The following is a 25,209-nucleotide window of genomic DNA, read 5'->3' as shown; positions in this document are numbered from 1 at the left end:
AACAAAATCAGTTTTAAGTAAATTAACACCTACATTTTGCTCTTTACTCTATTTGTTGCAACGCTGTTGGCAGGGTCGTCTGGCCAAAAATGTTTAGGATAGCGGCCTTTCATTTCCTTTTGCACATCGCGGTAACTGCTAGCCCAAAAGTGGGCTAAATCTTGAGTAAGTTGCAATGAACGTTTACCTGGCGATAGCAGCTCCATAAGCAATGGCAATTTACCGTTGGCAAGCATAGGCGTACTGGTCAAGCCATAAACTTCTTGCATACGCACGCTTAGCTTTGCGGGGCCATCAAGTTGGTATTCTATCTTTATATTTGAGCCACTGGGCACCGTTAAACGCAGAGGTAACAAAGCTTTTAACGTGGTTTGTTGTTGCCAATCAAAGCAGTTTTGTAATGCTTCAAAGTAGTTAAACTTTTTAAGCTGCGTGAGCGTTTTAATATCTTCTAAAAACACGCCTAGCCACTGCGCTGCATTTTGAATAAGTTGTTGCTCGTTTATCTGCGGGAATTTATCGGGCATTAAATTACTTGCTAGGCTCATACGTATCAGCAATTGTTGCGCATCAGGTTGCTCGTTAAATAATGCAAAACCGTGTTTAGCAAATAAGTTAAGCCACGCTTTAGCGCGCTCGCCCTTATCTAGTTTTTGTTTACTAGGCTGGCTGCTGAGCGTTATAGCCCCGAGCTTTACTTCATCTTGATGAATAAAGCGCGCTGATTTTTCATCAAACTCACAACGAGTAAGTTCACTAAATAAATGCGGTAAAAATTCTTGTAACTCAAATGGGTTAAGCGCAGTGGCTGTAAATATACGCCCGCCTTTGTGCCCGCCCATGGTTGCTATAGCTAAGTAATCGTCGTTGTGCCAGTAATCTGCATTTAACTCAGCACCTGCACCATTGGCAAGTAGGTAACCATTACCGCGTTTTTTAGCGATGCGATCGGGGTATGCCAATGCCACTAGCAAACTAATATAATGCGTATTTAATTCGCTGTTTTCGTCTTTTACTTTTAAGCGGCTTTGCCAATATTTTAACTGTTGTTTAAATACCGGATGCGGATGTTGCTGCTGGCTATGCAGCGCTAAACTCAACTCGTTTGCGCTATTTACTCGGCTCTCAAGTAATGCCACTAAATAAATAGCGAGCCTAAAAATACCAGGGAGTTGGTCATCAAGTATTTGTGCTTTTAATAGCATATGCGCCAAACGAATATCAGCACCAAAACCTAACATTTTACTGCCAAGCGGTGTGAGCTTACCTTTGCTATCAATAGCTTCAAGCATATTAAGCAGGTTACTTGCTTGTTCGCATTGCTGCTCAGTGGGCTTATCGAGCAAGGTTAGCTCATCAATACTGGCTCCCCACTGCTTTGCCTCAAGCATAAGCTGGCTTATGTCTGATGTGAGTATTTCGGGATTGTCGTGGCTATTACGTCGCTCAAAGGTTTGCTTTGAGCCAATTCGATAAACAATGCCCGGCTCTATACGTCCTGCACGCCCTGCACGCTGCACAGCAGATGAGCGCGATATACTTTGTGTTGTGAGCTCTGTAACCCCTGTTTTTAAATTAAAGGTGGCTGCACGGCGCTTGCCGCTGTCAATTACAATGCGTATGCCTTCAATAGTTAAACTGGTTTCGGCTACATTGGTGGTTAGCACTACTTTGCGCATGCCGTTTGGTGCAGGAGCAATAGCAGCTTGCTGATTAGCTTTATCTTGCTCGCCAAATAGCGTTGCAACTTGGCAGTTACTTGGTAAATCGCTCAGTGCTTGTTGCACGCGTAGTATCTCAAACTGCCCAGGTAAAAACACCAATACGCTACCTGTTTGCTCATTAAGTGCTTGTTTTATTATGTTAGGAATTGCATCAAGCCAGCGGCTTTCATCTTTTATGGGTATGTATATTTCGTCTATTGGGTAGCTGCGACCGCTTGATTGAATTACAGGGCAGTCAAAAAACGCTGTATAACGCTCAGTATCAAGAGTTGCCGACATAAGCATAATGGTTAAATCTTCACGCAGCGCACTTTGGGTCTCGAGCGCAAAGGCAAGTGAGGTATCGGCTGCAATTGAACGCTCATGAAATTCATCAAATATCAGTAAATCAATATCGCTTAATTCGGGGTCGTTTTGCAACATGCGCGTTAACATGCCTTCGGTGACTATTTCGAGGCGCGTATTAGCGCTTACTTTACTCTCGCCCCTAATCCGCAAGCCCACACTTTGCCCAACACTCTCGTTTTGGCACTTTGCTAAATAACTGGCAATATTACGTGCAGCTAAACGGCGAGGCTCTAGCATTACAATACGTTTAAAATGCCCATCGCGCATTAGTTGCAGCGGCAACCACGTAGACTTACCCGCACCAGGCGGCGCTTGTAATAACGTAATAGGATTACTTTGTAATGTAGTAACGAGTTGTTGATATATGTCTTGAACCGGCAGCACAGCTATTTACCCAAAATTGCTTTGTGTGCATTGTAACAAAAACCAAAAATAAACGCGCCGCTAAAGCTGTGTGGTTATAAAGGATTTAATTAAGGGTTACATAATCAGAAATAATTACAGACTGCTCTGTACATTTTTTAAGGATGTGCTCACAGCATTAATTATTACTGCCTCAATAAAAACATAACACACTGATTATTAATATAAAATAAAGATTTAACTTGTTGGTACACGCTTTGCTCCTTTTATACTGAACGTTAATTAAATCTAAGTAAGGAGAAACTTATGAACAGCGATCGTATGAAAGGTAATTGGAACGAACTTAAAGGTAAGGCTCAACAAAAATGGGGCGATCTTACTGACGACGATTTAGACAAAATTGAAGGTAGCCGTACAGAGCTAGTGGGTAAAATCCAGCAGCAGTATGGTAAATCTAAAGAAGAAGCAGAGCGTGAAGTTGATGAGTTTGAAAAAACTCACTAATCGCTAACTTCTAAAAAAAACCGCCATTTGGCGGTTTTTTTGTTTAAGCTGTAGGTTATTTAGTTACGCTTTTAATTGGTTACCAATCGGTAACTGTCTAATACGCTTTCCGCACGCGGCAAAAATAGCATTACATAATGCTGGCGCATAAACCGGTGTAGATGGCTCGCCTACCCCCGCTGGAGGTGCGTCACTTTGTACTATTTCAACGTCAACTTCAAGAGGTGAGTCACTCATACGCGGTACGCGATAATCATGAAAGTTACTTTGCTGCACGCGGCCTTTATCAAAGGTAATACCATCGCTGATTGCAGTTGTAATCCCGTAAATAGAACCACCTTGGGTTTGGTTTTTAACGGTGTCGGTGTTTACAACCGTACCCGCATCAATGGCAACCCACGATTTAATTACTTTTAAATCGCCAGCATCTGATACTTCTACTTCAACTACCGTAGCTACGTAAGTTAAAAAGCTTCTGTGTGCTGCTATGCCTAAACCTCGACCTTTAGGAAGCTCTCGCCCCCATTTACTCATGTCAGCTACTTTTTCAATAACATGGCGCAGTCTGCCAATATCTAAAGGATAAACCGCTTTATCACCACCGTAATTATCGTATGTGGCATTTTGCTCAGTTACATCCACAATACGACTTGGACCTATCGTGTCTAGTAAATAGTCTTTTTGGTCGCGACCGGCTTTGTGTGCTGCTTCGCCAATAAATGACTGAATAGCAAAGGCATGAAAAATATTTGATACAGAACGCATCCAACCAATTCGTGCTTTGGCTTGCGCATCACCGTTTTCTAACTTCATGTTAGGTGTGTTAATTGGGTTGTCGGTAAACCCTAAGCGCAGTTCAAAGCTTCCTGGCGTAGTCGCCCCTTCTGAAAAGGTAGAGGTAATTGGTGAAAACGCGGTGCGGTGTAAATAAGATTCTATAGCGCCATTTTTATCTAGCGATGCTTCAATGTGCTGAGCCGAAACTGCATGGTAAAAACCATGTTGTATGTCGTCTTCACGCGTCCATTGTACACGAATAGGCTTGCCTACTTTCATTGAAAGGTAAGCTGCTTCTGCTGAAAAGTCAGGTTTTGACTTACGCCCAAAACCGCCTCCTAACATGGTAACGTGAACATTAATTTTGCTCTCATCCATGCCAAGCATTGCCGCCACTGTTTTCATATCGGCTTGTGGATTTTGCGTAGCAGCCCATATATCAACACTGTCTTTGTTGTACATAGCTGTTGCACAAGGCGGCTCCATTGGGGCTTGAGCAAGATGCGGCGCGTAATAATCAGCTACCAATTTATTGCTCGATTTAGCCAACACGCCCATCGCATCGCCTTTATCACGTATGTTTGCCTGTGGAGTTTGTACTGTTTTTAGTAATGACTTTTTAAATTCTTTTGAATTGTAATCGCCATTTTTGCCATCATCCCACACTACTTTTAATGCCTTACGCCCTTGCCATGCAGCCCATGTGTTTTTAGCTATAATCGCAATACCGCCTTTTGGCTGAAACTGCGGCGCGCCTTTTGGTGCAGGTATTTCAATAACATCTACAACGCCGTTTATCGCTTTTGTAGCACTGGCATCAAATGACTTAATAACACCGCCTACTACCGGCGGGCGTTCAATTATAGCCACCAGCGCTTGTGGTTCGCGTACATCGGCTGCAAATATAGCTTTGCCTGTTACTAAATCGGCTAAATCTATGTGCGCCATGCCAGTATTAATGTAGCGCCATTCTTTGCGTGTTTTAAGTGTTAGTTTGTCAGCTTCTGGTGGCGTTATTGTAAGCGCTAAGTCGATTAAATCTTTATAAGTAAGCGATTTACCTGAGCTGTGTGTAACAACGTGTTGATTGGCTGTACAGGTCTGCGGGTCAACTTTCCAATACTTAGCGGCAGCGTGCTGCATCATGTAACGCACACTTGCGCCCATTTCACGCAGGCGTTGCATGTTGTAGCGAATACTGCGCGAGCCATCGGTATTTTGATCGCCATATTTAGGGTCGCCCTTACCCTGAATAACAATAACCTTATCCCACGCGGCTTCCATTTCATCGGCAACTATTTGTGCAATCGCGGTGCGAATTTGCTGACCCATTTCAGAACGATGGCAGGTTATTTCAACCATGCCGTCTGGGCGCAGTGCAATAAATAAGTTTGCGCGCTTTGCTTGCTCAGATGGCTGCTCTAACACACCCGCAATCGCTCTTGGCGCACTGCCTACAAAATAAGTACCAAGTACCAATGCACCTATTGCGCTAGTTTTTAAAAACTTACGGCGGTTTAAATCAAAGTATTTGTTATCTTGGTTCATACTTCTTCCCCTTGTTCATTTGGGTCAAAATATTGAACACTCGCCATTGTTTTAGCAGCTGATTTAATTGCTTTATGAATACGCGGGTATGTACCACAACGGCAAATATTTCCCGACATATTACTTACTATTTCATCGTCGGTAGGGGTTGGGTTTGCAGCTAATAAGCTTGCAGCTTGCATCATTTGACCGCACTGGCAAAAACCACACTGCGGTACTTTATGCTCAACCCATGCTTGTTGCACGGGATGGTCGCCCTGCTCGCTTAACCCTTCAATTGTCGTAATTGAACGCCCTGCTGCTGCCGCTACAGGTAATACACACGAGCGCTGAGCTACCCCATCAATATGCACGGTACACGCACCGCACTGTGCCATACCACAGCCAAATTTAGGCCCAGTTAAATTCAATTCGTCTCGGAGATACCATAATACTGGCGTTGACGGATCGCCAGAAAACTCATGTTTATTACCATTAATGGTAAGCGTGATCATACTAAACTCCTTGGCAAAGCGCTTTACAGGAGGGTTCCTTGTTGCGCGAGAACTATTTTTAATTACTTACTATTTTATACTTACTACTTTTAGCCTACCACTTAGATCTGTTTTATAAAAATACTAATTATTAGAACGTTTAAACCACATTGAAATTATTAACGTCTGATTATTAGTATTGTGACTAGGGACTGCAGACCTTTTAGATTGAAACTCACTCAATCTAGGGCAGATTTAATCGCGACGGGAGGCTTGTAAACACCAAAGCGTAAATTGCCCCTACGCAGAACCCATAGGGCATTGCATGTTAAACCTCGAAAGATAAACAGCCCTAAATGAAAGTTTAAAAAGACTATTAATAAATAAAAAACCGCCATTTGGCGGTTTTAGATAGTGTAAATAAGCTTTTAACTATTAATTAAAACGGCGTCTACCAAATAAAACCACTGATAGCAGCGTAAGTAAGTAATAAATACTGCCACCTGAGCTAGAGCCTGAATCAGATGAAGGAGTCGCTAGCGCAGCAGCTTGCTTACCTTCAACGTTTATAGTCACAGTTTGAACTGCAGAACTATCAAATTTATCTTTAGCTACATAGCTAAACGTTACTACATGATCGGATTCGCTCGTAGGAGTTAGTTTAAACAATCCAGTATCAGGCTCAAATGTTAAAGTTCCTGAGTTTGGCTCTGTTACCACTTCAAATTCAAGTGTATCGTTGTCGCTATCTAATGCTGAAAAGCGACCATTCACTTCACTCTTATAAGAGGTGTTATATGTTACATTTTCAGCTTGTGGGGCTGTATTTGTAAGTTCAATAACAACATTATGAAGCTCTGATTCAACTAAAGAATCTTTCACTGTAAAGCTAACTGATACTGGCTCAACCGAGTCACCACTTGGTGAAAAGGTCACGCTACCTAAAGCAGAGTCCATTAACTGAATTTGCCCATGAGCAGGCGAATTTTTAATTTGAAATACTAATGGCTCTGCGTCTTCATCCACACCTTCTAAATTAAAGTTAAGCGGTGTATTCCAATGAGTTTGCAGTGTCATATTATTTGCTGTTGGTGCTGTATTTTTTAGCTCTAACGTTAAGCTTGATAACGCTGAACGTGAACGATCTTTTACTGTGTAGTAACTAAGCTCGTCAATGCCTACAGCGCCCGATGGTATATAAGTTAATAGACCCGTCTGTCTGTCGGTAAACTCGACCCTACCCAGAGTTGGTCTCTTATTTAAAACTACATAATCAATATCATCTGATACAGGTAAGTCTATTTGTATGCTTTTTAAAACATGATCAGAGTAGCTTACAGCTTCAGGTTTAGCTAAAGGCTCAGCAACTTGATTAGAAAACACCTCCAATGACTGACCTGCCAACAAGGTATAATCAACATTATTATACGTAGAAGTTGCTAACCAACTGTCATTATTCTTACGCTTAGCAGTGTATGAAACCACATTGTTATCTAGGTTATATTCACCAAACTGATCAGAACACGAATACTGCACAAACCCAGCTCTTACAGACACAATGTTATTTAAAGTGTTTTGGCACACTTCACTAATTAATGTTGTCTGCCCATTTAAAGCCACTTTGTAAAGTGAGCCGTTATAGGTAGATGCAACTAAAGTTTCTTCTCCATTAATAACAGTGTTAACCAAACCGTTAAAGCTTTGCTCCAAAGCAACTTTAGATATAGTGTTTTCAGAGTAGTCATAACTAATGAGGTAATCACTAACGAGACCAACCACATCTATATTTTCGTTATCAAGAAAGCTTCCAGTTACTATTGAACTCATACCGCCCCAATAAAATCCTAAGCGAGGCGATGTTTTTAATAACTCTCCAGTTTGCCCATTTAATACTTTAAAAAAGGTACCTTCACTTCCTGTATGCTCAGCGCCATTACCTACTATTATTTCTAACTTGCCATCATTATTAATATCTAACGTTGTTAAGGTACTAATGTAGTCTCCGCCGCCTAGATATGTTTGAAATAGCTCTTCACCCGTTTCAGGTGAAAACACCTGTACATTCGCATTGTATATAGCAGAGCTGCCGGCAATAATATAATTCTTACCATCATTAAACAGCTGAGCAGTAGTAACTAAATTGTTATTATCCCAATCGTTATTAACGCTTATATTTGTAAGTATTTTTTCATTAGTTTGTGTATCTATTATGTGCAAAGCGTTACTGTCACGCTCGGAATAAAGTATATCTAAGCTACCGTTATTATTAATATCAGCAAGTGCTAACGCTTTATTTGAGTAGTACTTAATGCCTTTAGCCCACTGCTGGGCTTTATCATCCGTGTTGTGAATATAAAAACCATCTTCACCTGATGAAGAATAGCCTGAGCCCCAAGCAATATTTTGTTTGCCATCGCCGTTAAGGTCATCTACAACAATGCCCGACACACCATGCTCTGGATTATTAATACTCCAAAACTCAACGCCTGTTGTGAGTGAAAGCGCGTATAAGCTCCCCCACTGACCATCGCCGTAAACTAAATCGTCGGTACCATCATTATCGATGTCTGCAACTATTACTTTATCAATATCTAAGTCGCTTTGGGCTGTCCATAAAATGCTTTCAGTGCTTGGGCTTAGCATTTCTATGCTGTACCAACTTTGCCCATTAATCACTTCATCTAAGCCGTCGTTATTAATATCAACAGTAATTAAATGCTCGCCATTAATACTTACACTAAGTTGTTTATGCAGTACAAGTTCTGAATTTTCAAACCTATAAACCGCACCATCACTAAATAAAACTTCTTTTGCATTGGCCTCAGTAAACGAGCCTGTCACAAAATTTTGTGGTACGTTTTCAAGTACCGCAATTTCAGATAAATCGAGCGAGTTAAGAACAAAAAGCTTACTACTTTGATAAACAAAAAGCTCATCTTGGCCATCGCTGTTTATATCAAACTTATCTGCTGCTCTTGGGTAATAAAATTCTTTGCTTAGCTCTATCTCTTGGGTGACTAAATTAACTTTATGTACTGCGTTATTGTCTAAAACATATAAGTAATATGTATCTGCCACTGTATCTTTAATTAGTGTGGTATCTTCAATATAGTCATCAAAGTCGTAGCGAGCTGTTACTTTATACGCACCTTTTACATACTCTATAATATTAAAATTGCTCTCTTGGGCGGATATAATGTGCTTGCTACCCACACCCGACAAAGGTGCAATGTACATACCTTTGCGACCTGTTGAGTTACCTAACGAAAATTCACGAAATACGCTACTAAGCTCTATGCTTTGCTCGTCTGAGGCCGCTTGAGTAAGGCTATTATTTTTTATAATTGGCGCGAGTTGAGGCTTTTTAGATAAACTTTCAAAATGAGCTTTATCAAAATTTATTTTTTGATCGTTAATTAAAACAGCATCACCGTAAGTATTTTTTTGAGTGTTTTTTATAGGTTGTGCATGAGTATTGGCATTCACTGAATACGCGCTCATCATGAGCAACGTAAGGCAAGATAGTTTAATCAATTCCATAATCCTTTGTATTTCTTTATTTAATAACGCCACTACAACTGCAACGTTCCATTAACACGGCATTATATAGAGTAACAACCGGAAATAAAGAGGCGATTAACAAAGTTTTACAAAGACATAGAAGAAATAACGTAATAATATTTTATTTTCAGCTAAGCTAATTTTCTAAAAAACTTAGCCGCATACTTACTAATTAAAATCGATTAATGGGTGCTTATAACATCTTCAAATAGTAATCGCTCATCGTCTTTATAGACTTCAAGCCAACCTGGTGGTGATGTATCACAGCCAATAATGGTTACATGTAGTATGTAACTATAACGCCCATTTTTAAACGTATAATGGTGATTACCGCCAGTGCCACTAACCGTTACATCGCCGTTAAATAAAACCATATCAGGCTTATCCTTTGCTCTTTTATCAATATTCCACACTGCATATCGATAATTATGATCGCCTAAATCATCAACACGAATATGGTAGTTAGCCGTTTTCCAATCGAGTACTGGTTTTTCAAAAGTATTAATACTTGCGTGCAAAGATTGCTTACCTTGTTCGATTAAGCTTTTAGCAAGTGTCTGCTCTTTAGTATTTTGTGTATTTACAGCAATAATTTTACCGTCGGTATCGACCCACATAACGCCGTTATTTAGCATAATGCCGCGCCAACCTACTTTCTCCCAATCAGTTTTAATGTTTGAACTGGCAATAACTGCCGCTAGCTCATCATTAAATACTTCATCAAAGCGGTTAATAAACTCAGCTTCATTTTTAATGTCAGGTATGGGATATCGTCGTTTTAGCGGGTAGCGAATAAGTGCTGCAATCGCAGTTTTATCATGCGCTTTAAAAGCAGCAATAACAGGTAAAACACTCTCGTGATACTTTTGCTCAAGAGCAAATGTTCTAGATGTAAAAAGTAGGGATAGGCAAAGTAATATGTAATTTAGATACTTCATTAATAGTCCTTGAGATTTTATCAGTGTCACTCTCTATTTTTTTGTCTCCAGCTTTTATTTTTCAATCCACTTTTATGAGGCCACTTTAAAAGCTTTTTATATATTTCATAATCAAAAACTTCATCCATACCTTTTCCACCTTCAAAATAAAACTCCTCGTCTTCAATTCTTGTAATGATTCGAATTAATTCATCATTAATTATTGAAATGAGCTGCTTTGCATCTTTTTGTTTAATTTGCCATGGAGTAGAGATTTTACTATCAATATCAATCTTTCCCTTAATTCTAGGTAAACCAACATAAACTGAGTTTTGTTTTTTACTTTCTAATTCACGGCTTTGAATAACTGAAATAAAGTTTGGAGAATAATCCTCAACTTCCCTTGCAACAAAGTTCCACTGCTTCTTTGGATGACCGTATAAACCTTTTAACCAATCTAGCTCTTCAGCAGCATTTGGGTAGCCTTCATTCGTTTCAGATGACCATATGTAATGATCAACCCAATGGGCTTTTGAAAACTCCTCTAAAGCTAATATTGAGAGTTGTAGTGCACTTGGATAAGATCCGTTATTGTAAAGTAGCACCGAGTCGAAATGTAAGCGGATAGTGTTTCTCAAAGACTCCACTGCAATTTTATTTAACTTATACTTAGATATACCATCTTCTTTTTTCACTGAAGCTCCATTCAAAAAAATCCAATTACTTAGTATAAATTTAATAGTCACACTAACTTATCTGTATGCAAACAACTACTTGATATTAAGTAAAGTAGATATAACGATTACTAATTGTTAATACCATTAGTAATTAATCCTAATCTGAAAATAAAAACGAGCCTAATTGGGCTCGTTTTTATTTTACTGATAGCTGACAGCTAAAAACTGACCACCTCTCTTTTACTCCGGATCATACCCCAAATTAGGCGATAGCCATCTTTCAGCCTCTTCAAGCGTCATATTGGTTCGCTTAGCGTAGTCTTCTACCTGATCCTTTTGCACAGCTGCTACGGCGTAGTATTTAGCCTCAGGGTGTGAGAAGTACCAACCCGAAACAGCTGCACCTGGCCACATGGCATACGAGCTAGTTAGCTGCATACCAATGCGCTTTTCGGTATCGAGCAACTGCCAAATTTTCTTTTTCTCGGTGTGCTCTGGGCACGCTGGGTAACCTGGCGCTGGGCGAATACCTTGGTAGTTTTCGCGTATTAGCTCATCGTTTGCTAGGTTTTCGTCTGGTGCAAAACCCCAATACTCTTTACGTACTTTTTCGTGTAGGTATTCTGCAAACGCTTCGGCGAGCCTGTCGGCAACGGCTTTAACCATTATTTTGTTGTAGTCGTCTTGCTGTGCGTCAAACGCATTTGCTAAGTCGTCTTCTTCTAGGCCGCCCGTTACTGCAAACGCGCCAAAGTAATCAGGCGTGCCTTTTGGTGCTATGTAGTCGGCTAGGCAATAATTAGCAAAGTCGGTTTTTTCGGTTTGCTGGCGTAAATGGCACGAAGTAGTTAATACTTCTTTGCGTGTTTCGTCGGTGTATATTTCTATGTCGTCCCCAACGCGGTTAGCCGGGAATAAACCAATTACGCCAAGTGGTTGCAAACTGCCTGCTTTTTCAAGGTCGTCTAACATATCGTTAGCGTCTTTAAATAAGCTTTGCGCTTGCTCGCCTACGACTTCATCGTCCATTATGCGCGGGTATTTACCGGCAATTGACCACGTCATAAAGTATGGCGTCCAATCTATGTATTTACGCAAAGTCGCGATTGATACATTTTTAAACTCGGTGACGCCCAGCTTTTTAGGCACTGGTGGTGTGTAGTTATCCCAATCAAGCTTTGCTGCGTTATCGCGTGCGCGCTGGATTGTAACAGGCTTAGAGCGTGGTTTTTTACGCGCTTGTTGCTCGCGTACTTTTACATATTCAGCTTTAGTTTTAGCTAAAAAGTCAGGTTTAATGTCTTTTGATAATAAGTTTGAAACCACACCAACTGCACGGCTTGCGTTATTTACATACACAACGCCTTTGTCATATTGCGGCTCAATTTTTACTGCGGTGTGCGCTTTAGAGGTAGTTGCACCACCAATGAGTAGTGGCAGTTCAAAACCACGGCGTTTCATTTCTTTTGCTACGTGTACCATTTCGTCAAGCGATGGGGTAATTAAGCCCGATAAACCAATAATATCGGCTTTTTCGTCGATGGCGGTTTGCAGTATTTTATCGGCAGGTACCATTACGCCTAAATCAATAACTTCATAGTTATTACATTGTAGTACCACGCCTACAATATTTTTACCTATGTCGTGTACGTCGCCTTTTACGGTCGCCATCACTATTTTACCATTGGTTGAACCTTCTTCTTTTTCGGCTTCAATGAATGGGTCTAGGTAGGCTACGGCTCGTTTCATTACGCGCGCCGATTTAACCACTTGTGGTAAAAACATTTTACCTGCGCCAAATAAATCACCTACCACGTTCATGCCATCCATTAACGGCCCTTCAATTACGTGAATAGGTTTATCGGCAGCAGCGCGGCACTCTTCGGTATCTTCATCTATAAAGGTAGTAATGCCTTTTACAAGCGCGTGCTCAAGGCGTTTTTCTACAGGCCATGTGCGCCACTCTAAATCTTCTACTCGCTCAGCTTGTGCCATACCAGAGTATTTTGGTGCAAGCTCTACTAAACGCTCGCCTGCACCTGGGTCTGTGTTAAGTATTACGTCTTCAACGGCTTTACGAAGCTCTTCTGGGATGTCGTCGTAAACGGCGAGTTGCCCTGCATTTACAATGCCCATATCCATACCCGCTTTTATGGCGTGGTATAAAAATACCGAGTGAATAGCTTCACGTACTGGGTTATTACCCCTAAATGAAAACGATACATTTGACACCCCGCCCGACACTTTACAGTGCGGTAAGTTTTGTTTAATGCGGCGTGTGCCTTCAATAAATTCTACAGCGTAGTTGTCGTGCTCTTCTATACCGGTGGCTACGGCAAATATATTAGGGTCGAATATAATATCTTCTGGTGGAAAACCAATGTCTTCTACTAATATTTTGTAGCTGCGGGCACATATTTCATATTTGCGGTCTGCTGTATCAGCTTGCCCGTCAGTATCAAACGCCATTACAACGGCAGCTGCACCAAAACGTTTTATTATTTTAGCTTGGCGAATAAACGGCTCTTCGCCCTCTTTTAGCGATATAGAGTTAACAATGGCCTTACCTTGAATACACTTTAGGCCTGCTTCTATTACTTCCCATTTAGAGGAGTCGACCATAATGGGTACGCGTGAAATATCAGGCTCTGAGGCTATTAAGTTTAAAAACTTAACCATCGCGGCTTTTGAGTCCAACATGGCTTCGTCCATGTTTATATCAATAACCTGTGCGCCATTTTCTACTTGTTCGCGGGCCACTGTTAGCGCGGCTTCAAAGTCTTCTTCCATGATTAAACGTTTAAACATGGCAGAACCGGTTACATTGGTACGTTCGCCGACATTAGTAAATACTGCTATTTGTTGGGTCATGTTGGCTCCTTAATTTAAGTTACAGGCTTCAAGGCCTGATAAACGCATGCGTACTTCAAGCTCTGGCAATTGGCGTGGTTTAACGCCCGCTAGACCTTTTGCAAAAGCACGAATATGCGCAGGCGTGGTGCCACAACATCCACCTACTATATTAATAAAGCCCGATTTACCCCAATCGATAATTTCGGTTGCCATTTCAGGCGCTTCTAAGTCGTATTCACCAAACTCATTAGGCAAGCCCGCATTAGGGTGTACCGATGTAAAGGTTTCGCACACGCGCGATAACTCTTCTACATATTGGCGCAGTAAATCAGGGCCAAGCGCGCAGTTTAAACCAATCGAAATAGGCTTAATATGGCGAATAGAGTTATAAAATGCTTCGGTTGTTTGCCCCGAAAGCGTACGCCCTGAGGCGTCGGTAATAGTGCCCGAGATCATAACTGGTAATGTGCGCCCTGCTTGCTCAAAGGCTTCTTCTACACCAAACGAGGCGGCTTTTGCATTAAGCGTGTCGAATATAGTTTCGATTAGTATTAAATCGGCGCCGCCTTCCATTAATGCAAGGGTAGACTCTACATACGCAGTGACTAGCTTATCAAAGGTAACGTTTCGGTAACCCGGATCGTTTACGTCTGGCGAAATTGAACACGTTTTAGATGTCGGCCCTAAAACACCCGCTACATAGCGCGGTTTTTCTGGCGTTTTAGCCGTAAATTCATCGCAAATTGCGCGTGCTAATTTAGCCGACTCTACGTTTATTTCACGACTTAGGTTTGCCATGTCGTAATCTTCCATCGAAATAGTGGTCGAGTTAAACGTGTTGGTTTCGATAATATCGGCGCCCGCTGATAAAAAACCACGATGAATATCAGTGATTAAGTCGGGTTTGGTTAGGCTTAATAAATCGTTATTGCCTTTAATTAATACATGCCAGTCTTTAAAACGCTCTCCGCGATAGTCTTCTTCTTCTAGCTTATAATCTTGGATCATGGTGCCCATAGCGCCATCTAAAATTAAAATGCGTTCTTTTAATGCGGCACTTATTTCGGCTTGCTTATTATTTGTAGGCGCGTTATTCGGCATAGTTGTTAGTCCTCACGTCTTGGCTAACTAAATTAATATCATACGGTGTGGTTTGGTACACGTAGTAATTTAACCAGTTCGAAAAAAGTAAAAAAGCATGGCTTTGCCACGTTTTTGAAGGTTGTTTGGTTGCATCGTCATCCGGAAAGTAATTTTCGGGTTTTGGTGCATTAGGGCTTTTTTTACAATCGCGCTCGTATTCTGCTTTTAGCGAGTCGGCGTCGTACTCAGGGTGACCGGTTATAAACACTTGGCTACCTGATTTATTTTTAAGTAAGTAAGCCCCTACTCGCTCAGAACCTGCCAGTACAACGAGTTCTTCACAGGCGTTTATTTTATTTATATCAATGTGGCCGTAGCGTGAGTGCGGTACTAAAAAGGTATCGTCGAATCCGCGAGTCAGTGCACCGTGATCAAAATAACACTGGTGAGTAAATACGCCACACAGTTTATCGTCTTTTAAATCGCGTTTTAAATTGTAACGGTGATATAACGCTGCATGCGCTGCCCAACACGAAAATAACGTAGAGGTAACGTGTTGCTCAGCCCAATCAATAATGACCTTTAGCTCATCCCAATACGCTACATCGTCGTATTCTAAATGGGCAAGTGGCGCACCGGTTACTATTAACGCATCGTAATTGTTGTCTTTAACCTCAGAAAAATAACGATAAAAGGTATCAAGGTGCTCTTCTGAATTGCTGCTACTGCGGTGAGTGTCGAGGCGCAGTAGTTCTACGTTTACTTGCAAAGGCGAATTGGCAAGTAAGCGAATAAACTGAACTTCGGTTTCTACTTTATTAGGCATTAAGTTTAATATAGCCAAACGCATTGGGCGTATTTCTTGCGTTTTTGCACGACTTTTTGGCATTACAAATACGTTTTCTTGACGTAAACGTGCAATTGCCGGCAACTCGTCTTTTACTGTAATTGGCATACTTTACTCCTGCTCATAAAAACCGAAGCTTAATTATGAACTGAAAGTAAAAAATATCAACCTCTAGATGTATAGATGTCCAAATGAAATTTATTCATGATTTTTTTAATACTTACTAAAAGTTATAGATGAGAGGCAGTGCATTTATATTGAAGTACTTTGTTTTAGTGAATTGAAATAGCGCTACTAAAATCAGTAGCGCTATTATAATTAAAAACGATAATTTACAGATAAATTAAGAGCGTAAATATCGCCTTCATTTGTATCAAAATATTGGTATTCAGCACTTACTTGCCAGCGTTGAGTTAGCCTAAAGTCAATGCCGGTTCCGTACGTTACGCCGCCTTCATCGTAGTTTTGCTCAGTTATTAGCGTAGAATTTGTATCTGTACCAGTTATTGATTCTGCAAGGTTTTTTAAGTCGCCTTCATTGTAACTTAATTTATTTCTACCATAGCCACCAAATAAAAACACATCAGCTCGAGATGAAATTGGATAATTAGCTTTTACAAATATACTTGTTTGCAAATCAAGGCTTGAATCGATTTCGCTCTTAATGAATTCTGAACTCAGCGAACCGTCCTGTGGGTTCTGAGTGTAAACAATTCCGTTTAGAGGCGTTGACTCATCATTTAACCCAAAACCTATACGCCCTTCTAAAGCAAAGTATCGCGAAAACTGATATCCAAACCGGCCGTAAAGCGTTGTAAACTGTATGCTATCACTCTCGTATACATCAATTTGCGTAGACCCTATCCCTATTCCTTGGTAATAACCATTTACGTGGAGTATGTCTGCTTGGCTCGAAAATGAGTATAAACCTAAAAGTAATGCCCCTAACTTTGTAACTATTTTCATGTTCATTCCTTTAAACCTTTGTAATATTTAATAATGTGATGTTTAACAACAAACTAAGTGTGGCCTGCCTATATAACTTGCTTATACTTTACAGCTTGTAAATATACTGTACCACTTTTGTTAAAAATGAAATGTATTTGAACAATATAAAACAATAGATTACAGAATTTTACACAATAGAAATCCTGTAATAGTAGTGTTTTTAACGAGCAATCAAAACAAAGTACCGCTTAGGTAAGTGTATTGTTCTATACAGCATTCGTTGACTGTTTCACCCGTCAGCCACTACAATACAACATTGAAATTTTTATTATTATTTGAAGGCTTTCCTCCATGGTTTTACCTGATAAATTTATATTCTCGATGAGTCGAGTATCTAAGGTTGTGCCACCTAAGCGCACTATCTTAAAAGATATTTCGTTGCACTTTTTTCCTGGCGCTAAAATTGGTGTGCTTGGTTTAAACGGTTCTGGTAAATCTACGTTACTGCGTATTATGGCCGGTGTTGACCAAGATTTTGAAGGTGATGCACATCCTCAGCCTGGTACTAAAATTGGTTATTTACCGCAAGAACCTATTTTAGACGAAAGTAAAACAGTACGTGAAACTGTTGAAGAAGCTGTTGGCGAAGTTAAACATGCACTTAAACGTCTTGACGAAGTGTATAACGAATACGCCATGGAAGACGCTGACTTTGACGCACTTGCAAAAGAGCAAGGCGAGCTTGAAGCTGTTATTCAAGCACACGATGGTCATAACATCGACAACGTTTTAGAACGCGCAGCTGATGCACTTCGCCTGCCAGAGTGGGATGCTAAAATTGAGCACCTTTCAGGTGGTGAGCGTCGCCGTGTTGCTATATGTCGATTATTACTTGAAAAACCAGACATGCTTATTCTTGATGAGCCTACTAACCACTTAGATGCTGAGTCGGTTGCATGGTTAGAGCGCTTCTTACACGATTACGAAGGCACTGTTGTGGCAGTAACGCATGACCGTTACTTCCTTGATAATGTAGCTGGCTGGATATTAGAGCTTGACCGTGGTGAAGGTATTCCGTGGGAAGGTAACTACTCTTCTTGGCTTGAACAAAAAGATGCGCGCTTACAGCAAGAACAAAAATCTGAAAAAGCACGTCAAAAATCAATTGCGCAAGAACTTGAATGGGTTCGTTCAAACCCTAAAGGTCGTCAAGCTAAGTCAAAAGCACGTATGGCTCAGTTTACTGAAATGCAGCAGTCTGATTACCAAAAACGTAACGAAACTAACGAGATGTTTATCCCACCTGGTCCGCGTTTAGGTGACCAAGTACTTGAAGTAACTAATCTTCGTAAGAGTTTTGGCGATCGAGTTTTAATTGATGACTTAAGCTTTAGCATGCCAAAAGGTGCCATTGTGGGCATTATTGGCGCGAATGGCGCGGGTAAATCAACGCTGTTTAAAATGATAAGCGGTGAGCAAACGCAAGACAGCGGTAACATCAGCGTTGGCGAAACAGTACACCTAGCTACTGTTGATCAATTCCGCGACGGTATGGACGAAAGCAAAACTGTTTTCCAAGAAATATCAGACGGACAAGACGTACTGAAAATTGGTAACTTTGAGTTCCCAAGCCGAGCATATGTAAGTCGCTTTAACTTTAAAGGTAACGATCAGCAAAAGTTTGTTAAAGACCTATCAGGTGGTGAGCGTAACCGTTTACACCTTGCTAAGTTATTAAAAGCTGGCGGCAATGTGTTACTACTCGATGAGCCAACCAATGACTTGGACGTTGAAACACTACGTGCACTGGAGAACGCTATTTTAGAGTTCCCAGGTTGTGTAATGTGTATCTCGCATGACCGTTGGTTCCTTGACCGTATTGCTACACATATTTTAGATTATCGCGACGAAGGTCAAATTAACTTCTTTGATGGTAACTACACTGAATATGAAGAGTGGCTTAAAAAGACCCTAGGCGCTGAGGCAACTCAACCTAAACGTATTAAATACAAAAAAATTGGCTAAAAATATTGGTTAATTTTATGTTTGTATAACTTAAGCCCTGCACTTTGCAGGGCTTTTTTATGCCACCAGCATTACAGGAGCACATCTTACTAGCATGTAGAGAATTACCCGCTATGCTTAATTTATTATAAAAACAGTAAGGCTAAATTAGGTTATGCAAAATCGTCGACAGTTTTCTCGTGTGCTATTTTCAACTAACGCCCTGTTATGTTTTGATAGCCAACAGTATCCGTGTAAATTACTCGATCTATCGTTACATGGCGCGTTGGTCACTAATTGTGATGCATTTATTGGCAGCCACAATACGCAAGCAATACTGCGTTTTACATTGCCTCAAAGCGATATAGAAATAAAAATGGAAGTAGTGATTTGCCATATTGAAGCCGATCATATTGGTTTAAAATGCCATCACATTGATATAGACAGTATTACTTATTTAAAGCGCTTAATAGAGCTAAACTTAGCCGATGATGAGCTACTGCATCGCGAATTAGCGTCACTTATTAATGACTCACAATAGACTCATTCTCTTAAGTTGATTACCATAGCGCAAACTTTATAAAGCTTGTAAATATGCGCTTAAATCCTCATTTGCCTTTGGTATACCATCCTAACTACTCGTTTAGCTTTGATCCTAAGCATCGCTTTGTAATGAGTAAATTTGCACATTTATATCAACATATTGCAGAGCTTGGTTTAATCGGCAATAACCTAGTTGAGCCAATTTTAGGCACGCCAGAGCCGCTTGAGCTTGTGCATTGCGATAATTATATCCAAGATTTATGGCACAACCGCTTAGATGAAAAAGCAATGCGTCGCATTGGTCTACCTTGGTCAAAAGAGCTTATGGCACGTACATTTACAGCCCCTCAAGGAACGCTACAGACAGCACGCTTAGCACTTGAACACGGTATAGCGTGTCATCTTGCTGGTGGTACACATCACGCACATAATGACTTTGGTTCAGGTTTTTGTATGGTTAACGATTTGGCCTTTACCACGCAAACTTTAATTGAATCGGGTGAGGTAACTAACGTACTTATTTTTGATTTAGACGTGCACCAAGGTGATGGCACAGCCGCAATGTTACAGCATCAACCCTATGCGTATACCTGCTCTATCCATTGCGAAAAAAACTTCCCCTTTAGAAAGTCCGCTAGCGATTTAGACATTGGCCTGGCAAATAATATGAAGGACGACGAATACCTTGCCATAGTTGACGAAACACTAAGATATTTACTTAAAGAACTAAACCCGAGTTTAGTACTTTACGATGCTGGCGTTGATATTTGGCAAGGTGATGGCTTGGGTAAGTTAGATATTAGCTGGGATGGCATAGCTAAACGTGATCATTTAGTGCTAAAACGCTGCCTTGAACACAATACACCTGTAGCTACTGTGATAGGTGGAGGTTACGATAGAGATCACCTACGCCTCGCTAAACGCCACGCTATTGTTGTTGAACAAGCTGCTGGCTTTTAGTTTGAAATAAAAATGTTAAATTATCGTTCTTGTTTAATATGTAAAATAAAAAAGAGCATATTATGAAACAGCTATTTATTACCATCACGCTAATTTTATTAAGCTTTACAGCTTACGCACAAGATACAAGCTCAGAAGCAACATATCCTAAATTGCCTACATTAAATTTACAAATGGCTGATGGGTCGCCACTCAATACTCAAGATTTATTAGGTCAACCTTACGTTTTACACTTTTGGGCAACGTGGTGCCCGTACTGTAAAAAGCTGCAGCCAGCACTTCAAAAAATTGATGATATGGGCTTAAAAGTTATTGCCGTGAGCTTTAAAGAAGATGACGATGCTACTCCCGCTAAAGCACTTAGCGAAAGAGGTTATACTTTTAAAACAGCTGTAAAAGCCGATGCAATAGCACAGCAATTAGGTATACGAGGCACACCTACTACATTGTTTGTAAATAAAGAAGGCTATGTAATTTGGCTGACTAATACGTCAAACCCAGAAGATCCAAATCTTCATTTAAATGCACGAACATTGTTGCACTCCATCGACATGGCAACTGAGTAACTTATTGCGCTTTTAACTGATTAGGTGTTAAGCCTGTCCAGCGCTTAAAGGCGCGCCGAAAGTTAGGTATATCGTAAAAAGCTAAATGCTCAGCGACTTGTTCGTTATGTTTAGCGCACAGAGTAAGTAGGTAAATAGCTTTGTGCTTATTTTGCTCATCTATTAACGCTGAAAAGCGTACCCCATTGAGTTTGAGTCTGCGCTTAAATGTAGCTGAGCTCATAGCAAAGTGCTTTGCGGTACACTCTAAATTAGCACTTGGGTGAGAGTATAAGTATCTGCAGACGGCTTCAATAAAAGTCATGCTAACTACGCTTTTATTATGTAGCTGCGACTGCGCTTGCATAAATCGTAATTGACTCGCATGCGGGTTTTTAGCCCTTAACATGGTTTTATTTAATACCCAGCGAGTACATGGCTTATCAAAACTTACCTTTAGCCCTAAATTTTGCTCGTATTCTTGAATATGCCGAGGGCGTTTAAAAGCAAAGTCGAACTGACAATGCGGGTAACTTTCGCTCACTCGTTTAAGTAAACTATAAAATGCAGTGCTGTATATCTCTAGCACATAGTGGTAAAGGCTTTCATCAAACCCATGTGCAGGCTGAATATAAATATAAACATTATCGTTTTTAATATACGTTTGACTAAACAGCAAAGGCGCTAATTGCATTCTTAAAAGTGATAATTGCTTTAATACTTGAGCTAAATTATCGCTATATATTAATGCCTGAGCTTCGGCTCGCGTGTCGTTAATAAGTTGACTACCGAGTAAAAAACCACTGTCAGTACTTTTCATCAACAACTTAAATTGAGCTAATAAACGCACCTGCTGAGACACACTAAATGTATGCTGAAAATTAAGTAAGTCTTGTTCAAAAATACCGGTACCGCGTAGCAGCTTATGTAAATTTATGTTTCGGCTTTGAGCAAGCTCTACAGCTGACGTAATAAGCCCTTGAGCGCTTAAATATTTATCGTCTTGGCTAACAAACGTGTGCACGGTGCGCTACTTTTTGTTGATGCTTTTTTTGTTGTAATTGACTATGCAGTTGGCTTGTTAGTTTATCTGTACTGCTATGCTTATTACCTTGTATTAAGGCGGTAGTGACATATTGAAACTTTGCTTTTTTAGATGCTTCAACTTTAAATGCACAATGCTTTAGAGCTCCTTTAATTTGTGCCATCAACTCTTTAGCTTGCTGCTCTGTAGTGGCTGGCATTAGTACCATAAAGCAATCTCCGGCGTAGCGGCACACTACATCACTTAGTCGGCAATTCATTAACAATAGCTCGCTAATTTCACGCAGTAACCGGTCGCCCTCACTAAAGCCAAACTCACTATTAAAATGCGAAAAATCACGAATATCAATAGCCCCAAGCCAGAGTGGTTGTTTGCTCGTAAGTTGCTCTTTAATTGCTGAATCTAAGTACTGCGCCTTATAAAGGCCCGTTATTGGACACACCTTATCGTGCTCACGTAAATGCGCTTCACGGCGGCGTAGCTGACGATTTAATACGTACTGCTCTTGATGCCAATAATACAAACCCACACTCGTTAACAACATGCCTAAAGGTGCTGGCAAAGATTCAATCCAACTGAGCCATTGATGGGCGGGGTGCATTAGCCATTCATCAAGTAAATCGAGGGTTGCCGAAAACATAAATAACCCAACTCCTATCACTGAGTAAGTGGTTACTTTACTCGGCGGTCTTGAAATTAATAACGCGGCAATCCATACAAGGGTCATTAATACAATACCGCCCTCCCCCATAATATCGAGCCACTGAATACTGGCGTAAGTTTTTAATACACCTAAATAACTACTTAAAAATACAGCGCTAAAAAACATCGCAATAATAGCGTTTATTAATAATCGGTGGCTGATAAAGGGGTTAAATCGCATGTGCGGTATCTCTTTATAAATGAGTTTTAAAGTTAGTTCATACAAGTTTTTGTTAGCAGGGTCATATTAGCTCAGCTATATGACAACGAGATGATACCTACTTTAAAAACAGCCCTGCACGGTACATAACACCTGACTTTACGAGGAGTGATAAAAGCTCAATACGCTCTACATATTGCTCAAACACCTCTAAATACATGTATTTAAACTAAACACTGTCACATATACGTAATCAAATATCTTTAGCTTGCTCGCCATACCAAGAAACAACCCAGCAATAACCAAGAGCAAATACAATGAAAGACTTTAAAATAAAAGCACTGGTAGCCACATTAGCCTTATGTAATTTGACGGCTTATGCAGAGGATAATGCAAAAGAAACCACAAAAAAAGATATCGAAGTTTCTGACAAAATTGTTGTATACGGTGAAATTGGCTACAGAAACCGCTCAGACGAACTCGCACCAACCTTAGAATATTCACAAGAGTACTTTCAACGTTTTGAACCATTGACCGCAGGCGATGCATTAAAACGAGTACCCAGTGTTACATTTTTATCGGATGTGCTTGAATCGGATGGTGCACGTATGCGGGGGTTAAGCCCTGCTTATACAAAGGTGCTTATAAACGGTGAAGAAGTACCTGGCGCTGGTGCCGATCGTTCATTTTTTGTTGACCGAATTCCGGCTGAGTTAATTGAACGCGTTGAAATAATTCGCTCATCAAGTGCTAACCGCTCAGCCGATGCTATTGCGGGCACATTAAATATTGTATTGCGCGATGGTTACAGTTTAGATGGCGGTTACTTGCGTGCTGGTGGCTTGCTTTATGACGATGGTGAATTTAAAGAAAGTTTGGCTGCTGTGTACGGTACTGAATTTGCTGGTGGGCGCTTATTACTTGGTGCAAATTTACAAGGCAGATATAACCCAAAACAAAAAACTAGTTTGCGCTACGGCGATAGCCCTGAAAACAATATAAACTTTCAAACAGAAGAATTTGATAACCGCGAAGACCAATCAGACACTCGCGATGGTGACGACACGTCACTTAACTCCAGCTACGAAATTGTTTTTGACGACGATAGTCAGTTTAATATTAGCGCTATGTGGGTTGATACAGAGCGTACTGAGGATGAGCGTTCATTTGAATACAACAACCCAACTGCAACCAATAACGATATTGTAAATGGCGGTAACTTAGAAACAGATAATGCCAATGTTAAATATATTGACCAAACTAATTACAACATCAATACCGCTTATGAATTTCCACTACTAAGCGGCACAAGTAAGTTTAAATTTGGCTTTGCTCGGTTTGAAGAGTCTGTTTATGAGGAAGAAGTCGAATTAGATACCTCAGAGCTGCCTATGGTATTTGAAGAAGAGCAAACTAAAAGTGAAATAGATGATAAAGAATGGACTCTACAGTGGCAACACAGCCAACCTTGGGGTGACAGCAAAGAAATTCAGTTTGGTGCATTTTTACAAAATAAAAAACGCGACAGTGAAATTTTAGAATCGCAAAACGAATTAGAACTTGCACTTACCAGTTGGGATCAATACGCAGCAACACCTTTAACGCTTGCTGCATTTAATAGCGAGTACGAAGCGGTTACTGGTGGTGTAAATACTTTAGAAGAAGATCGCTTTGACTTATTTGCCCTTGTTAAGCACAAAGATGATTTATTTGCTTGGGAGCTGGGGGTTCGCTGGGAGTCTACCGATTCTAAAATTAATGATAAAACAATTGGCGTGACCGAAAATAATAGTTACGACTTTATCCTCCCCTCGGCACACTTTCGTTATAACGTTAGCGAAAATGGCCGTATAAGTGCATCGATTGCGCGTAGTTTACGCCGCCCTGAGTTTGATTTTTTAACGCCAGCACTTATCGAAAAAGAGCTTGGCGATAACGACCAACTAGGGAACCCTGAATTAAAACCAGAATCAGCTTGGGGTATGGACTTAGGCTACGAGTATCGCTTAGGAAAAAGTGGCGTTGTAGGTATTAATTTATTTTATCGCAAAGTAAATGACCTAATAGAAATAGCAAATACAGGACAAGAAGGCTCTGAGGGCGAAGGTACGTTTGTACTGCAACCACGCAACACAGGCGATGGTAATGTTAAAGGAGTTGAGCTTGATTTATCTACTCCACTTGGCGCATTTAGCATGCCTAATACGGGTGTATTTTTAAACTACTCATGGCTTGATAGTGAAGTAACCGATTTTTTTGGAACTCGCAAATTTAACGACCAATCAGACTACGTTTATAACGTAGGGTTTATTCAAGACTTACCCGAACTCAAAGCTGCATTTGGCGTAACTTACCGTAAGCAAGGTGATGCCTATGGACGTATTGTAGGTGAAGAAATAACTACATCTTACAGTGCCGACTTTGAAGTGTTTTTAGAAAAACGTTGGGAAGATGTAACGCTACGCTTGGTGGGTTCAAACCTACTTGATGCAAGTAAAGACGAAACCTTTAATAAATTTGATACCGTTGAAGATCAGTTTAGTAGAAGCTTTGATGAGTACGAAATTGAGTCTGAAGAAGCGGGACCGGTTTATCAACTTATGCTGCGTTACGCGTTTTAAATAAGT

At 40.5% G+C, this 25,209-nt stretch carries 18 protein-coding genes; 6 read left to right on the top strand and 12 right to left on the bottom strand.

Features of this window, described 5'->3' with window-relative positions:
- Nucleotides 1-29: 29 nt before the first annotated feature.
- On the bottom strand, nucleotides 30-2,456 hold the full coding sequence (hrpB, locus tag QMA08_RS15625; protein WP_290174886.1) for an ATP-dependent helicase HrpB: 2,427 nt from the start codon (nucleotides 2,454-2,456) through the stop codon (nucleotides 30-32).
- 285 nt (nucleotides 2,457-2,741) lie between these two features.
- Here hrpB and QMA08_RS15620 point away from each other — a divergent pair, with 285 nt between their 5' ends.
- Nucleotides 2,742-2,939, top strand: a complete 198-nt coding sequence (locus tag QMA08_RS15620; RefSeq protein ID WP_002958133.1) for a CsbD family protein — start codon at nucleotides 2,742-2,744, stop codon at nucleotides 2,937-2,939.
- A 63-nt stretch (nucleotides 2,940-3,002) separates the two neighbouring features.
- Here the strand turns inward: QMA08_RS15620 and QMA08_RS15615 are convergent, their stop codons facing one another.
- The 9 genes from QMA08_RS15615 to QMA08_RS15575 all read right to left on the bottom strand — a co-directional run bounded on the left by QMA08_RS15615 (nucleotide 3,003) and on the right by QMA08_RS15575 (nucleotide 16,641).
- Entirely contained in the window at nucleotides 3,003-5,264 is a 2,262-nt protein-coding gene (locus QMA08_RS15615; RefSeq protein ID WP_290174885.1) for a molybdopterin cofactor-binding domain-containing protein, read from the bottom strand.
- Entirely contained in the window at nucleotides 5,261-5,758 is a 498-nt protein-coding gene (locus tag QMA08_RS15610; protein ID WP_007376163.1) for a (2Fe-2S)-binding protein, read from the bottom strand. Before QMA08_RS15610 ends, QMA08_RS15615 begins: the two co-directional genes overlap by 4 nt.
- Nucleotides 5,759-6,172: 414 nt before the next feature.
- The gene (locus QMA08_RS15605; protein ID WP_290174883.1) at nucleotides 6,173-9,271 is read right to left on the bottom strand and encodes an Ig-like domain-containing protein; all 3,099 of its coding nucleotides are present in this window, start codon (nucleotides 9,269-9,271) and stop codon (nucleotides 6,173-6,175) included.
- Nucleotides 9,272-9,480: 209 nt separating this feature from the next.
- A complete protein-coding gene (locus tag QMA08_RS15600; RefSeq protein WP_290174882.1) occupies nucleotides 9,481-10,236 on the bottom strand; it encodes a hypothetical protein in 756 nt (251 codons plus the stop codon).
- Between the two features lie 26 nt (nucleotides 10,237-10,262).
- Nucleotides 10,263-10,910 (bottom strand): AbiV family abortive infection protein, encoded by a 648-nt coding sequence (locus QMA08_RS15595; RefSeq protein WP_008133984.1) that lies wholly within the window; start codon nucleotides 10,908-10,910, stop codon nucleotides 10,263-10,265.
- 222 nt (nucleotides 10,911-11,132) lie between these two features.
- Entirely contained in the window at nucleotides 11,133-13,763 is a 2,631-nt protein-coding gene (gene metH, locus QMA08_RS15590) for a methionine synthase (protein ID WP_002958120.1), read from the bottom strand.
- A 9-nt stretch (nucleotides 13,764-13,772) separates the two neighbouring features.
- Nucleotides 13,773-14,846 carry a homocysteine S-methyltransferase family protein gene (locus QMA08_RS15585; RefSeq protein ID WP_290174881.1) on the bottom strand — a complete coding sequence of 358 codons (1,074 nt, stop codon included), beginning with the start codon at nucleotides 14,844-14,846 and terminating at the stop codon, nucleotides 13,773-13,775.
- Complete coding sequence (gene metA, locus QMA08_RS15580; RefSeq protein ID WP_002958117.1) at nucleotides 14,836-15,783, bottom strand: homoserine O-succinyltransferase; 948 nt, start codon at nucleotides 15,781-15,783, stop codon at nucleotides 14,836-14,838. The genes QMA08_RS15585 and metA overlap by 11 nt, the downstream gene beginning before the upstream one ends.
- A gap of 210 nt (nucleotides 15,784-15,993) precedes the next feature.
- Nucleotides 15,994-16,641, bottom strand: a complete 648-nt coding sequence (locus tag QMA08_RS15575; RefSeq protein ID WP_290174880.1) for a porin family protein — start codon at nucleotides 16,639-16,641, stop codon at nucleotides 15,994-15,996.
- Between the two features lie 333 nt (nucleotides 16,642-16,974).
- Between QMA08_RS15575 and ettA the strand changes: the two genes are divergently transcribed.
- The 4 genes from ettA (at nucleotide 16,975) to QMA08_RS15555 (ending at nucleotide 20,696) form a co-directional block, all read left to right on the top strand.
- On the top strand, nucleotides 16,975-18,648 hold the full coding sequence (gene ettA / locus QMA08_RS15570; RefSeq protein ID WP_002958115.1) for an energy-dependent translational throttle protein EttA: 1,674 nt from the start codon (nucleotides 16,975-16,977) through the stop codon (nucleotides 18,646-18,648).
- Between the two features lie 154 nt (nucleotides 18,649-18,802).
- Complete coding sequence (locus QMA08_RS15565; protein WP_002958114.1) at nucleotides 18,803-19,168, top strand: PilZ domain-containing protein; 366 nt, start codon at nucleotides 18,803-18,805, stop codon at nucleotides 19,166-19,168.
- 53 nt (nucleotides 19,169-19,221) lie between these two features.
- A complete protein-coding gene (locus QMA08_RS15560) occupies nucleotides 19,222-20,130 on the top strand; it encodes a histone deacetylase (RefSeq protein WP_290174879.1) in 909 nt (302 codons plus the stop codon).
- A 62-nt stretch (nucleotides 20,131-20,192) separates the two neighbouring features.
- On the top strand, nucleotides 20,193-20,696 hold the full coding sequence (locus QMA08_RS15555; RefSeq protein ID WP_149603055.1) for a TlpA disulfide reductase family protein: 504 nt from the start codon (nucleotides 20,193-20,195) through the stop codon (nucleotides 20,694-20,696).
- Nucleotide 20,697: 1 nt separating this feature from the next.
- Here the strand turns inward: QMA08_RS15555 and QMA08_RS15550 are convergent, their stop codons facing one another.
- Together QMA08_RS15550 and QMA08_RS15545 are read right to left on the bottom strand one after the other, a co-directional pair.
- Nucleotides 20,698-21,699 (bottom strand): AraC family transcriptional regulator, encoded by a 1,002-nt coding sequence (locus tag QMA08_RS15550; RefSeq protein WP_149603056.1) that lies wholly within the window; start codon nucleotides 21,697-21,699, stop codon nucleotides 20,698-20,700.
- Nucleotides 21,683-22,603: a diguanylate cyclase gene (locus tag QMA08_RS15545; RefSeq protein ID WP_290174877.1), complete on the bottom strand. Its 921-nt coding sequence runs from the start codon at nucleotides 22,601-22,603 to the stop codon at nucleotides 21,683-21,685. The genes QMA08_RS15550 and QMA08_RS15545 overlap by 17 nt, the downstream gene beginning before the upstream one ends.
- Before the next feature lie 296 nt (nucleotides 22,604-22,899).
- Between QMA08_RS15545 and QMA08_RS15540 the strand changes: the two genes are divergently transcribed.
- Entirely contained in the window at nucleotides 22,900-25,203 is a 2,304-nt protein-coding gene (locus QMA08_RS15540) for a TonB-dependent receptor (protein ID WP_290174876.1), read from the top strand.
- Nucleotides 25,204-25,209 lie beyond the last annotated feature (6 nt).

It is taken from the genome of Pseudoalteromonas sp. APC 3355 (assembly GCF_030407615.1).
Taxonomy (GTDB): domain Bacteria; phylum Pseudomonadota; class Gammaproteobacteria; order Enterobacterales; family Alteromonadaceae; genus Pseudoalteromonas; species Pseudoalteromonas distincta.
Note: the sequence above shows the minus strand (reverse complement) of the source record. Positions and strands in the feature narration are given on the sequence as shown.

Bases quoted from the DNA above. Each gene is read 5' to 3' on its own strand.
- QMA08_RS15620 (WP_002958133.1), top strand. From the start codon at position 2,742: ATGAACAGCGATCGTATGAAAGGTAATTGGAACGAACTTAAAGGTAAG.
- QMA08_RS15615 (WP_290174885.1), bottom strand. From the start codon at position 5,264: ATGAACCAAGATAACAAATACTTTGATTTAAACCGCCGTAAGTTTTTA.
- QMA08_RS15610 (WP_007376163.1), bottom strand. From the start codon at position 5,758: ATGATCACGCTTACCATTAATGGTAATAAACATGAGTTTTCTGGCGAT.
- QMA08_RS15600 (WP_290174882.1), bottom strand. From the start codon at position 10,236: ATGAAGTATCTAAATTACATATTACTTTGCCTATCCCTACTTTTTACA.
- metH (WP_002958120.1), bottom strand. From the start codon at position 13,763: ATGACCCAACAAATAGCAGTATTTACTAATGTCGGCGAACGTACCAAT.
- QMA08_RS15585 (WP_290174881.1), bottom strand. From the start codon at position 14,846: ATGCCGAATAACGCGCCTACAAATAATAAGCAAGCCGAAATAAGTGCC.
- metA (WP_002958117.1), bottom strand. From the start codon at position 15,783: ATGCCAATTACAGTAAAAGACGAGTTGCCGGCAATTGCACGTTTACGT.
- QMA08_RS15575 (WP_290174880.1), bottom strand. From the start codon at position 16,641: ATGAAAATAGTTACAAAGTTAGGGGCATTACTTTTAGGTTTATACTCA.
- ettA (WP_002958115.1), top strand. From the start codon at position 16,975: ATGGTTTTACCTGATAAATTTATATTCTCGATGAGTCGAGTATCTAAG.
- QMA08_RS15565 (WP_002958114.1), top strand. From the start codon at position 18,803: ATGCAAAATCGTCGACAGTTTTCTCGTGTGCTATTTTCAACTAACGCC.
- QMA08_RS15560 (WP_290174879.1), top strand. From the start codon at position 19,222: ATGCGCTTAAATCCTCATTTGCCTTTGGTATACCATCCTAACTACTCG.
- QMA08_RS15555 (WP_149603055.1), top strand. From the start codon at position 20,193: ATGAAACAGCTATTTATTACCATCACGCTAATTTTATTAAGCTTTACA.
- QMA08_RS15545 (WP_290174877.1), bottom strand. From the start codon at position 22,603: ATGCGATTTAACCCCTTTATCAGCCACCGATTATTAATAAACGCTATT.
- QMA08_RS15540 (WP_290174876.1), top strand. From the start codon at position 22,900: ATGAAAGACTTTAAAATAAAAGCACTGGTAGCCACATTAGCCTTATGT.